Genomic DNA, 12,810 nt, shown 5'->3' with positions numbered 1-12,810 from the left:
TTGAAAGGAATGATCAAATGTTAACAGTAGTTGAAAATAAAGCTACTTATGAAGAAATTATGCAAAAGGCGAAGCGTATCGGTGAAGCTGCAGGGTTAGAAGCAATCGAAGCAGATCTAAACTCGACAATTTCTCCACGCATCGCGGATATTATCCGCGAGGAGGAAATTCATCGTTTAATTTTACCGAAAGAGTTCGGCTATCCACAACTTGATTGGCGCACGTTCGTTGATATGGTAAGTACAGTTGGTTACCACAACTTATCTGCTTCGTGGTTAACATACTTCTTCTCAGTGCACAACTCTTGGGTATGCTACTATCCAAAGCACATTCGCGATGAAGTCATTAACCAAGGCGGCTTCGTAGCTGACGTATTTGCACCCATCGGAAAAGTAGAACCAGTTGAAGACGGCTATATCGTTTCGGGTAAGTACAACTTTGTAAGCGGTATCAATTACTGCGATTGGGTTGGAGTTGGCGCAATTATGAAATTCGAAGACAACGACCAACCTGAGCGTGTAGGTATTTTATTAAAAGTTTCTGACTTAGAAGTTGTGAAAACTTGGGATTCGCTTGGTCTTCGTGGATCTGGTAGTAATACATTAATCATCGATAATGTTTTCGTTAAGCCTGATGCTATTTTACGCTTTAGCAAAATTATCGAAAAGAGCCAACCACCGTATGAAGAGTTCGATCAAGACTACTTATACTACAACACACCATTCTACCCTGGCTTCTATGTAGGGTTCGCAGCGATGGCTGTTGGTGGTGCAGAGCGTGTACTTGACGAATTCGAAAAGCATACAGCAGGTCGCGTACGCTTTTCTGGAATTAACGAAAAAGATTCTCCTACGAGCCAACGTGTGCTTTCGGAATTAAAGCTTGAAATGCTTACTGCTAAAAGTTTATTAAATGAATACATCGCAATGATGGAAACAGATAAAGGCGGCCCATACGAAGGGGCAAAATATAAAGCAATCCGTGCAAAGATTATCGATAAGTGTACACAAATCGGCGTTAAATCACTACTTACTTTAGGTGGACACGCATTATTAAAAGGTCACCCAGTCGAGCTATTCACTCGTGACTTAATGGCAATCGCAACACACATTACTTCTTTATATGAAGACGGCATTTTAGGTTACGGTAGACATTTATTCGGCGTAAATACAAACATTCAAGGGTAATATTAGTACTCGGAAATGTGATTTATAAAGAGTGGATTCATAATTCACATATCCTCTTAAATAAAAAAACAACTAATTATGAGGTGAATATAAATGGAAAAATTTCATTACGCACCAGAAATTGCAAAATTGGGACACGTAGCTTTAGTGTCAACAGATCTTGAAAAATCTTTATGGTTTTTCCGCGACACAATTGGCCTAGAAGAAACAGAAATTGTAGATGGTGTACACTACTTAAGAGCTTGGGGCGACTTCGAACACCATACATTATCAATTACAGCTGGTGAAACTTCTTACATCGATCACATCGGCTGGCGTACAAAACGTCGCGAGGACATAGCAACTTTCGCAACATTATTAGAAGATGCTGGTACAGAAGTACGTTGGATAGAGGCAGGTGAAGAAGTAGCGCAAGGTGAAGCAATCCGCTTCGAATTACCAAGTGGTCACCGCTTCGAACTTTACTACGATATGGAAAAAACACCTGCTGATGAATCTCGTAAATCAGTACTTAAAAACCAAACTTATAAATCTTGGGCGAAAGGTGTATCTCCACGCCGTATCGATCATGTAAACTTACAAACTTCTCACGACAATGCTGAGATCGTAAAATATTTACAAGAAGCATTAGGTTTCAAGCTACGCGAATACTTCGTAAATCCAGACGATGTGCAAGTAGCTAGCTGGTTATCAGTAACAAACTTAGTACATGATGTAGCAATCATGTCTACATCACGTTCAAAAGAGCCAAACGAAATGCACCATATCGCTTACTGGTTAGATAACGCACAAGACTTACTACGTGCTGCTGACATTTTATGTGAAGCAGATGTACAATTCGTTGGTCCTGGTAAACATGGTATATCTCAAGCAATGTACATTTACGTAAAAGACCCGGGAAGCGGCTTGCGTCTTGAAATCTTTACAAATAGCTACTTAATCTTCGAACCAGACTGGGAGCCAGTGAAATGGACTTATGAAGAATATTTGAAAAATGGTTCCGCATACTGGGGTGATCGTCGCCGCGATGACGTAGATCGTGAAGCACAAGTAAAAGAATTAGCGAAATTATAATAACTAGACCACCAGTATTCATGACGATGAACGCTGGTGGTTTCTTAAGTAATAAATGTAGCTAGGAATATTATTATAGGAAGGGGTGTTACTGTTGAAGGCAATGTTAAAGGTGTTAGTTTTATCTTTAATTGGCGGTTATATTTTTAGCCTACTGCACATCCCTATTCCATGGATGCTCGGCCCAATTGTTGTCATCATGTTAGCCCAATTTGTTTATAAAGGACCGCTCAGATGGTCCGGCCAAATGCGTGATTTAGGTGTCGTCATGGTCGGTACCGTAATAGGAGTACAATTTAACATCGATTTATTCGGCATGATGGGCTCAATTTTATTTTACATGATAACGCTAAACATTATTTTAATCGGTGGCTCAATCGGCATCGCTTACTTAACTAGTAAATGGGCAAAAATCCCGATGAAAGCTGCTGTACTTGGTGCAATCCCCGGCGGTTTAGGTCAAATCGTCGTATTTGCTGAAGAAGAAAAAGTTGAAGAAATTGGCGTTATTTCTTATTTTCAAGTAATTCGGCTGTTACTAGTCGTTGTATTCGTACCGTTTATCGTCGCTGGACAAGTAATAAGTAAGCAGCCAACCGACGCGAAGCTTACGATTAGTTTAGTATTATTAATTGCACTTGCATGGGTATGCTCATATTTAATGCAACGTATCCATTTGCCTGTTGCATTTTTCATCACACCCATTATTTTGTTGATTACGTTGCATCTTACAACACCAATCGCAATGCCACAAGTACCTAGCATGTTCATGAACGTCGCACAGCTACTAATCGGCGCCCATATTGGCTTAATGCTCAAGCCACATATGATTAAGCTTCCAGTACGTGTACTTGTAGGCGGCATTTTCAGCGCATTTGCACTGATCGCCCTAACATTCGGCTCAAGCTTCCTAATGTCGTTTGAATTGGACACAACATTCGCTACAAGTTTTCTAAGCACAGCCCCAGGTGGCTTAGATCAAATGGTATTATTAGCTGATGCAGTTAAAGCAGAAGTCTCGCTTGTTTCGATGTTCCAAACGTTCAGGCTATTGTTCATCTTTATTTTAATTATGCCTTTGATGAAAATGTTTTACGGTTGGCGAGAAAAAAAGAGATTGTCTACAATCAAGCAAGCAGTATAGTAAAGTATTAATATATAAAAGCGTATTTTGGAAAATTTTTATTGAGAATCTATAACTATGGCGAAAACGCCCTGCTGATTGAATTTATGTCAGTGGGACGTTTTTTTGATTGATATTAATAAGGGTGAAAGTTAACCATATATAATAGAAGGAATTCAGTGTTTTCTGTATCAAATGATGAGACTTAGAATAATTGAAATGAACATCAGGCAAAGCTTGAAGAGTGCGAAAGTGTTGCGATTAGGTTTTCATCGCATCTTGGGCATTTTGCCACTAAATCTTTTACCATAATATCCCTCCTCTTATACCCAAACTATATCTCTCAAATATATCGTTGTCAAAGTAGTTTATAATTTTATTTATAACTACTTTAAATGTAATAAAAATTTTCTAACTCACTGTTAGAAAAACACTGCATTTATTTGGCTATTTAATTCTTTAATTACAAAAAATTCTAAAATTAATGTAAGATAACGTTAGAAGAATGTTATCCATAATGAGGTGAGGTTTTGAAAACCGTTTCCTTTTCAAATTTTATTGACGAAGAAAATATTATGATGAACCCTAAATTTTTTGATTCAAGTGAAAAGACACTCCACCGTTTTTCAATTACGATACCTTTTCATAATCGAATAGATGGTGGGCATGCCATTGTGATATTAAAAAATCCAATTAATGCAGGTAAAGAAGATACTCAGCGAAGAAAAGTTTCTGATGATACAATTTATAAGATAACGGATTATCTATATAAACTAGGGAATGTTCAAAAGGTAACCATTGTCAATTTATTTACGATGGTCAGTGGCACACCAGATTATTTAAGAGATTACATTGGAACGGATGATGAGCTGAGGTATCGAACATACAACAATGAAGTATTATTGCAATTATTGTCCAATATTAATGTTGAGAAGGATATCATTATTGCAGCTTGGGGGAACTATAAGCCTCTACTTGAGAGTAAATAAAAGGAAAGAATACGTGAGGTTATAAAGCTAATTGGAGATAAACCCCTTTATCGTGTTGGTCCAATGGTAAATAATAATAATTATCCAGGTCATGGCAAGTATTGGTATGATTATGAGGATATTTCACCTTATCCATCAAATGCAGTGAGATAAGTTAAATAGAATGATTAATTCATAGAGCTATTTGTGATGATTTTCTCGGACGAACTAGTAATAAATAATAGGTTTTTCTCTATTTAAAGAGAACTAAGCCTATTATTATATTCGTTCAAAAAGGCTGCTGTCGTACTTGTACTATTCCCCATTGCATTCTATTTCCGTCCCATCCATGAAAGTGACAACCAGTTTTCCACTTTCAAAAACGGTGATGTGATCAATTGTCTTTAACATGAAATCTATTTCAAAATCCGTGATGTGTTTTGCTTTTTCTGTTATATCTGCGAACTGGACCGCTCTGTATTGCTCTAACGGATTACCAAATTCAGCATGTGTCTCCCATCGTGCCTTTATCTCATCCCGATTATCTATCAAAGCGTTCCAAGCCATCATAAAGGCTGCTCAAGAATGGCTTCATCCACATGTCGATTCGTACATCCTTGTAGACCTTTCACTCGATAGCGTTCTTGGCATTGCCAAACTTTTCGGTAATTATCCCCTGTCTTCCGCCCTCTTCTTGTAAAGGCTTGATTGCAGGTTCCGCAAATTACCTTTCCTGCAAAAGGATTTGCTTCGGGTGTGCGTGAAAATGAATTCAAACTGTGTTCTTCACAATAGTTGCTTCTACGTTGATGTTCATGTTGCACCTCTTCCCAAATTAAAGGGTCAATGATTGCTTCGTGGTTATCCTCAATATGATACTGCTGAATCTGCCCTTCATTTTTGACCCGTTTCTTCGAAAGGAAATCCACCGTGTAGCTTTTTTGCAAAATGGCATCGCCTTTGTATTTTTCATTGTGGAGCATACTTTGGAGGGTTGTTGCTTGCCATTTTTCCTTTCCGTTCCAGTTTCTTTATACCCTCAAGTTCAAAAATTCGTTTAATATAATCCACCGTTTTTCCAGAAAGGTATTCATCGTAAAGTCTCACCACAATCTTCGCCTCTTCATGGTTAACAATCAGTTTGCCATCTGCATCTGTGGAGTCGCCGAGAAATCTCTTTGAACTTATACCAAATTTGCCGTTTTCGTACCTTCTGCTGATTCCCCAAGTAGAGTTTTCAGATATGGACCTGCTTTCATCTTGTGCAAGGAAGTAAGAATGGTAAGTAACACCTATCCCTTAAAGTTGGGTGCCTGTCATGACCCGAAGATTGCCAAATCTTGTCGAGAAAATAATTTGCGAACTTTCTCTAAAATCAATCCCTTTCTAAGCTACGCAAAAAGCCCACTCCGAAGAATAGGCATAAATTCTCTATATATTACTTTAAAAGAATAAGCTGCGCGACACACTCCACATGTCCAGAGTGTATGTGCCAACACATGGGTATTGGTGAGTTACTTTGATAAATAATACTATATAAAAAAACAAGCCAGCTAATATTACACTGGCATGTCCATTACACTGGCATGTCCATTTACTTGCTTTTCTTAATGTCTAATTTGAAAAATAACATTTGTGTCTACTGCAATACTTTGTTCTTTTCAATCCAATAACTACCATAATTTTCCTGTGAAATACTAATCAAAAAGAGATGTACCAAAGCGAACAATCCAGGATGGATTTTCTACTAATTTGTCTTCTTCCTTTAACCCCGTAAGTATGGCAACCCATTTGCCTTCATTTTGACCAGTTTCTACCTTTTGTTTCTGAATCTTTCCTTTCTTTTGTACATATACATAGGTCGATTTTCCAAAGCCCATGATGCTCGTTTCAGGAACTGCTAACAACTGCTTTGACTGTACTACTACATCAAGCGTGGTATAGTAGCCAGGATATAGGCCCTTTTGTGAATCTAGACTTGCTTTAAAGGAATAGTATGGAATAGTTTCTTGTTGTGTATCTTTATCCTTATTTGCAGTTGTTTTATATGTTGGATAATCACTAACCTCCGCAATTTTCCCTTTCCATTTCTTATTTGCTACTACTTTAGAAGTTACTGTAATAGATTGGCCTGATGTAATTTTTGCTTTTTCTACTTCTGTGAGTTTTCCTTCAATTTGAAACGGATCATTAGAAGCGATTTGCATGATTGCTAGTTGCTGATTTTCTTTTGCTCGAAAACCTTGACCTACATTTTGCTTCAGGTTTGATATTACACCTGCAGTGTTGCTGATGACAGTTAATGTTTCGAGCTCAGCTTTTAGCATTTCAGCCTGCAACGTATTTTTTTCTACTTTTAGTTCTGCTGTACGGAGCTCAGCTTTTGCTTTATTTAGTTCAGCTTGAAGTGACTGGATCGTGATAGCTTTAGTAGCTATGTTAGCTGAATCAACTGCATCAGTTGTATTGGTTGTATCAGTTGTATCAGTTGTATTGGTTGTATTGGTTGTATCAGGTGTAGTGGTTGACACAGCTTCTCGAATATCCTGCTCTAATGAAGTGATTTGCTCTTTCATCTGAGTAACACTTGTTTCTGCTAGCTTTTTATTTACTTCTGCTTGTCCAAGCTCAGCCGCGACTGTTGAGCCTTCATAAGAAAAGAGCTTTTGTCCTTTTGTAACTGTTTCCCCTTCTTTTACAAAAATCTCCTGTATAGATCCTTTTGCTGCATTTAAATAAATCGTTTCAGCATGACTTTGTACAACACGACCTGACACTGTTTTTGTTTTAGTAAAATTTTTTTCTGTTGGATTTATTAACACTAACGGCTTAGATTTACTTTTTTTAACTTCTATTACAGCTATGCTTAACATCACAGAAATGAATAAAAGAACAAGGATCCCAAGTAAAATCCATTTCTTCTGACGCGAGATACGTACTTGTTCATTTTCTATACCAATTCTTTTTGCTGTTTCCATAACCCTACCCCTTACTTAATAGATATATAGCGAATATTGCAAAAAAGTGTTGAATCGAACTACTAATATCTATTGTCCATTTTTAATAAGAAAGTTACAAGGAGTAATTTTTAAAAAATTAAATATTTTATTCAGGTTTGAAGTGGGATAAGCTCATCTATTTCTTCTTACTACACTCCACGTGTCCAGAGTTAAGAAATGAACCTGATTCCTTTTGAAGGGCTGGCTGGTTTCCCCTTGGTTCGTCAAAAAACCGTACTCTATTGAACCAGCGTTCGTTAGAGGCTGGATAAGGGATTTTAACCAGGAAGTTAGACGGACAAATACTCCTTGTGCGGTAATTTGGTTGGCTTACTTATCATCAATTCCCCTCCCAAATGACTGTTTTTAAAATTTTTCGACAATTTACTGCTTTTAAATTTTACTTTAGGTTTTTGTTATAGTAAATTGGGGGAATTTGATGCTAAACGAATAAAAAATGAGGGACTTTATCGCTTAAATATGTATAAAAATTCATTTTTTTGTCGATATACTTATGTTTTTAAGCAAAAAGAACTTGGGGAAATCTAGATAATCTAAATAATGTTTTGGGGAATTAGTAATATTAAATTGATTATGAAGGTACTACAATTACATAGATTTCAGAAAAAATTAAATAACCTTAGCACGAATACAGGGCTAAGGCTGCTTAATAAATAACTTTTTCATTACTTTCTACTTGAAAGAAGTAAGTCTAAGGGTTAATTGCCTTTCTTTAAAATAAGTTGCGACACGCACTCAACATGTCTGGTGTGCTGTTTGTAGAAGATTAAATTTTTAAGTAATGATGTAGCTTTGTTCACCTTTATTTTCATTTGGCTTCAACAATTAAATCTTTGAAAAGCGTTTGGAAATTTCTAAAATCCCTGCGCCTTTTTAAATTTAGGGGCCCACTCTGGTCTTTTAAATGTTTTAGCGTAGTCATACCGACTTTCCAGAAAGCGCTTCTTTCTTTGGTAGAGGCCCCTTTTCTCATAATAAGTGGTTCCTTTAATGGATGTTACTTTTAATTAGATATTCGTTTCGTTTGTGAAGTCTATCTAATAAAGCCGTTTGGCGCAATATGTAGAGTAGGTTCATCACTGATAGTTTAAATAAGTTGCAACTCCATTCTCATCTACTAGGAAGTTGGATTCAAAGTAGTTTTGCTCTTCCGTTGGACTTAACAACCCATATGCTTTACCTTCCGAGCCACCTTGTAAGCCCCATAAGTAATTATGGTCCGCATCAGCAGATTTAAAGTCTCCATTTTTCCATTTGTTAAGAATGTCCAGAAGCTGGGATTTGTGCTCAAACGATGAGAGTGTAACAACTTCATGCACTTGACGGATTGTATGAGCCGTCATCGGTAGGGCTCCCCACTTTTGTTCAGCCCTAACTTTCTGGTGGGACATCACATGCATTACTTTAACCAACTCATCTTCGGTTGAGGCGGGGGTAAGACCTAAATCAAACTTTACGTCATTGAGTGGAGTTTCGGCCCTAGGCACTGATGTTGTTGTTTCTACAGGCGTCTCAGGCGCATCGGGAGCGATGTTACTGGTATCATCGGTTGTTAAAGCGGCTGTATCCGTTGCCGTATTGCTATCAGACTTAGGGGAATTCGACGGTAAGGTTATGTACCACTTTAGGGCAATTCCAAAAACGATAGTTACCACCAGGATGGCTATAACTTTCTTGTTCATAATAAATTCCTCCTCGGAAAACGAGCGTATTCCATTTCTAAGTGGTTAACCCAAACGCGGTGATCGATTGCTCGCATTGATTGTCCAAATGAATTATATAAATCTCGCGGCTTAGGTTCTCAAGGGCCCCAAGGGAATGTTGAATGAGCTGTACACATCTCATTCATTCGCCTACTTCCCTCATTTTAGCATATATGGTGGAACGTGGAACCCCTGTTTGTTTAGAAATATCATTCACGCTTAAACCGTTCTTTTCACGTTCTGCAAACAGCTTCAATGCTCTTTTAATTTCCTTCGAGTCCTGCCCTTTCCTTCCTAAGTGCTTACCTTGTTCTTTTGCTCTATCTCTACCCTCTTTGGTACGTTCGTTAATCAAATCCCGCTCAAACTCTGCAATAGCCCCTAACATGGTGATAGCGGATCACAACGGCTTCGCCTACTAATTGGTCATCCCCAAAAGCAACACCTAGTGGCGGCCACAGCAACGCATTGAGTACTACTCACGTTAATTGATTTGCTTATTAAATAGCAATCACAAAAACCCTAGAAGCGTTTATATAACGCAATTTCTAGGGTTTTTTTATTCTATCTTTGCTTTGTAGAAATTTGTATTCTCCCCCAATTAAATGGGGGCCTTTTTGGGGGAAGTTTTAACAAAATTATTCAAGTGGACAGTAGAATATATCGATGAGTCTGACGTAAGGGTTAGAGATATAGATTTATCATGCCATTAGCTTACTGGTATTACCGCTAGTTTACCGCATTGAATTAGGGATATTACCCAAGATTATTCCGCTACCAACAGAGTTTCTTCTATACATAAACATTCAGTTGGCATTATAGTAATTCCGACTAATCTAATACCGTTACTCCGACTACATACTCAAATGCCACCGGTTCGAATTCACCTGGCTTCACCTCGACCTGGAGCAGATGAGTTATCGGATTAATGTTATGAATATGGCCAGTCATTTCCTTTGTAAAACCATCCGACCATACCGTTAGCTTCACTGCCAAGTCGCATTCCATTGCATAAGCTAAATTTTGGTCAAATTCCTCCTTTTCGCATTCATCTAATATTAGCTTTGACATACGCTCCTGATCCTTAAACATCTCGCGCTGCATCTCGAATGCTACGGGCATGAATGAGGCTGGCTGCCATTTTAATTTACCTCGATCTCGTATTGCCATTTAGGTCACCCCCTTCATTTCATCACCCTTATTATACACGAACAAGCGTTCTGTATCATATAAAAATAAAAACGCCTGGTTAGGCGCCAAAACTTGCTCTTCTTTAACTAACGCTACCCGTTACTTTAAGTACAATTCTTCACAAACTTGCAACAAAACTCCTTTCCATCGTTGGAAGGGAGTTTTAGTCTTAATCTGAGTACAAAAGTACAAATTACCCTTAGTAGAATTGTTCAAAATGTGTATCGGTGGTCCACATCTCCATAAAGTATTACGCATGTGGTTCAAGTTAGCTACTTATAGTCAAGAGTCTTAAATCTTGTCTATCAGTTCTTTTATTACCATTTAACGGAATAATATTTATAAATAGCAGTATCATTAAAAAGGTCAACAGTTAACGGTCTTCCAACTCTTTCCTCAATATACTTGAACAATTTTTCCTTCTTAACTTGGTAATCATCCCCCTCAACCGCGGGATACGTGTACACGTTAATTTGATTTATACCGTATACCTTGTAGGCAAGACAGTCTACAAACCCTAGTTCCTTTATCTTAGCTTGGAGTTCTTGATGAATCGTATTTATAGGGATTAGCCAGGTACCTGAACCTGCTGGAATTTCATCAGCTGTGTATTTTTCCATTCCATATACTTCCATTATCTTTTCAACCATTTCTGAAGGTCTCCAATTTCCAGGATCTTTGTAGTTGGTATCCATAATAACACCTTCTTCAACACGGGTTAAAGGGACATTAAATCCTAGTTCCTTAGCGTAATTTTGCACCTCTTCTATCGCTTTTCTTTCGAATTGCTCAATTTGTCCCTAGCGATGACCGCTGGTAGCATTTCCTTCAGCGTATGAAACATTTCTGGTTTGGATTTGTACAGAATTGGTTCGAGAACCCATCTGTGTTTTTGTTACCTGTTTTTTATTATCATTATTTACTATCGTATCTTTTGTATTTTGTCCACATGCTCCAAGTACAGTTATTGTTAATAATCCCGTAACAAATCTGTTAAAAACTTTATTTAGGTTGTTTTTCATTATGAATTCCACCTTTCGAAAGCAAGCCCATTGTTTCTACTTCCTTAATTTAATTTTTGTTTCATTTTGAATCTTCATACATGGAAATAGATAAGCCTCACTTTAGAAACTATAAAAAAGTAGAACTTACAGATAGACAAGCTTTAGGCTTTACAGGACAGGCAGTTATTGAATTAAACTGCCCAGTTAGTCGTATAAGAAAAAAAGACCGCCGCAGCGATCATTTCTTACGTTTAAGCACCCTTTAGCTTAATTAGGTGTTGTCATTATTAACCTCTTAAAGTATTTGTCCATGTAAGATACGGGATAAAACAAAAACAATTAACCCAAATATCAGTAATTTTACATGTTTTGATTTACTTATTTTTTGTTCACTCTTCTTATTTTTCGAATCTATAATCCACATATTAATGACGCTAATAAACATAATTAAAACACCTAAGAATGCCATTAAATAAAATAAAAAATCTTTCTTCAAAGAATTCATCTTTTCTACTCCTATTGATTGCATTAAAGGATTCCATTTACTTCACTTTTATTCGTTTCCTAAAGCATGTTAATTATAGCTCAATACACAAAAAGGTACTACCGCAGCAATACCTTTCTTTTAGCTTTTTCACACGTTAATACAAAGGATTTTCAACCTTTTTTAAGTCGCATTTTTAATTTATCCGCCAATAAAAAAGAGAGAATCATAGCACCCCAATGGGGGAAAGCAATCATAAACATAAGAATCCCTGCACCTAAGTCATCTTGTGTATAAAGATTTGGAAAAAGGTTGTATTCAATTGGATGAAAAAGCAACGCTCCAATAAAGGATGGGAGGATGGGTATATAAAATATATATCTCATTGTCCCAAGGGATAATCTTGTGTTTATAAACGTATAAAGTGGAACCAAGAGGGCAGCAATAATAATAATTCCACTAAGGTTTATCCAATTATCGTGGGCGTATATTGCTGTGAACCAAATCTCACCCACTAGTATATAAAGGAAATACAACAAACAAAAAGACAAAAACCTTAATATGTACTCATTTGGCATTTTGAAGTTGATCATTTAAAGGGATTTCCCTCCAATACAAGTAAAAGCTCATTATTATATTAATTGAAAAAGTTGTATCTATGGATATAGGAAAATTAATCCTTTCACCAACAATATCCTTATTCAGCTAACCTGCCAGTTAGCACAATAAGAAAACGGGATCGCCGCAGCCATCCCATCTTTATACAGATAGGTAAGGGTTTGAAGTTATCGCTCCCTTTTCCCCCCGTCCACACCGTACAAGCGACTTTCACCGCATACGGCGTTCCAACTATGCCAATCCACTTTAACCATAACACTGTTCAGTATTGTGATACTCAATGTGTTTCATTTCTTCCGTTTCAATAAGTCGGTGCCTCCCGTGGGAGGTGAACCTCTTTTAGTCATACGAGAACCTTACTAACCGATAAAGAATTGCCTTGCATGATTAAAGGAATCTTTAATAGTCTTGTGGCTATCCCTCCATGTTGATTAGACA

Annotated in this window: 13 protein-coding genes and 1 pseudogene; 4 read left to right on the top strand and 10 right to left on the bottom strand. The window is 37.3% G+C overall.

Translation table 11 applies throughout. The annotated features are described in order from the left end of the window. Window positions 1-17: 17 nt before the first annotated feature. From J7E63_RS27210 to J7E63_RS27195, 4 genes are all read left to right on the top strand, one after another. Window positions 18-1,187 carry an acyl-CoA dehydrogenase family protein gene (locus J7E63_RS27210; protein ID WP_214713591.1) on the top strand — a complete coding sequence of 390 codons (1,170 nt, stop codon included), beginning with the start codon at window positions 18-20 and terminating at the stop codon, window positions 1,185-1,187. Window positions 1,188-1,280: 93 nt separating this feature from the next. Beyond that, complete coding sequence (locus tag J7E63_RS27205; protein ID WP_214713592.1) at window positions 1,281-2,261, top strand: VOC family protein; 981 nt, start codon at window positions 1,281-1,283, stop codon at window positions 2,259-2,261. 103 nt (window positions 2,262-2,364) lie between these two features. Further along, entirely contained in the window at window positions 2,365-3,405 is a 1,041-nt protein-coding gene (locus J7E63_RS27200; protein ID WP_251026930.1) for an AbrB family transcriptional regulator, read from the top strand. A 509-nt stretch (window positions 3,406-3,914) separates the two neighbouring features. Beyond that, on the top strand, window positions 3,915-4,373 hold the full coding sequence (locus J7E63_RS27195) for a DUF1643 domain-containing protein (protein WP_214713594.1): 459 nt from the start codon (window positions 3,915-3,917) through the stop codon (window positions 4,371-4,373). A 294-nt stretch (window positions 4,374-4,667) separates the two neighbouring features. Here the strand turns inward: J7E63_RS27195 and J7E63_RS27190 are convergent, their stop codons facing one another. From J7E63_RS27190 to J7E63_RS27145, 10 genes and pseudogenes are all read right to left on the bottom strand, one after another. Beyond that, window positions 4,668-4,922 (bottom strand): hypothetical protein, encoded by a 255-nt coding sequence (locus J7E63_RS27190; RefSeq protein WP_215018211.1) that lies wholly within the window; start codon window positions 4,920-4,922, stop codon window positions 4,668-4,670. After that, window positions 4,919-5,335, bottom strand: coding sequence for a recombinase zinc beta ribbon domain-containing protein (locus J7E63_RS27185; protein ID WP_215018209.1), 417 nt, complete (start codon window positions 5,333-5,335; stop codon window positions 4,919-4,921). Before J7E63_RS27185 ends, J7E63_RS27190 begins: the two co-directional genes overlap by 4 nt. Continuing rightward, complete coding sequence (locus J7E63_RS27180; protein ID WP_214713597.1) at window positions 5,322-5,462, bottom strand: hypothetical protein; 141 nt, start codon at window positions 5,460-5,462, stop codon at window positions 5,322-5,324. Before J7E63_RS27180 ends, J7E63_RS27185 begins: the two co-directional genes overlap by 14 nt. 587 nt (window positions 5,463-6,049) lie before the next feature. Next, on the bottom strand, window positions 6,050-7,330 hold the full coding sequence (locus J7E63_RS27175; protein WP_215018207.1) for an efflux RND transporter periplasmic adaptor subunit: 1,281 nt from the start codon (window positions 7,328-7,330) through the stop codon (window positions 6,050-6,052). Window positions 7,331-8,448: 1,118 nt separating this feature from the next. Further along, a complete protein-coding gene (locus J7E63_RS27170; protein WP_215018205.1) occupies window positions 8,449-9,054 on the bottom strand; it encodes a DUF6241 domain-containing protein in 606 nt (201 codons plus the stop codon). Between the two features lie 163 nt (window positions 9,055-9,217). Further along, a pseudogene (locus J7E63_RS27165) lies at window positions 9,218-9,466 on the bottom strand (recombinase family protein); the annotation flags it as partial. A 440-nt stretch (window positions 9,467-9,906) separates the two neighbouring features. Beyond that, the gene (locus tag J7E63_RS27160) at window positions 9,907-10,245 is read right to left on the bottom strand and encodes a YolD-like family protein (protein WP_215018201.1); all 339 of its coding nucleotides are present in this window, start codon (window positions 10,243-10,245) and stop codon (window positions 9,907-9,909) included. Between the two features lie 338 nt (window positions 10,246-10,583). Continuing rightward, on the bottom strand, window positions 10,584-10,961 hold the full coding sequence (locus tag J7E63_RS27155; RefSeq protein ID WP_215018199.1) for a hypothetical protein: 378 nt from the start codon (window positions 10,959-10,961) through the stop codon (window positions 10,584-10,586). Between the two features lie 105 nt (window positions 10,962-11,066). Next, the gene (locus J7E63_RS27150) at window positions 11,067-11,288 is read right to left on the bottom strand and encodes a hypothetical protein (protein WP_215018197.1); all 222 of its coding nucleotides are present in this window, start codon (window positions 11,286-11,288) and stop codon (window positions 11,067-11,069) included. A gap of 277 nt (window positions 11,289-11,565) precedes the next feature. After that, window positions 11,566-11,775, bottom strand: a complete 210-nt coding sequence (locus J7E63_RS27145; protein WP_215018195.1) for a hypothetical protein — start codon at window positions 11,773-11,775, stop codon at window positions 11,566-11,568. Window positions 11,776-12,810: the final 1,035 nt, after the last annotated feature.

It is taken from the genome of Bacillus sp. ISL-75, assembly GCF_018613095.1.
Note: the sequence above shows the minus strand (reverse complement) of the source record. Positions and strands in the feature narration are given on the sequence as shown.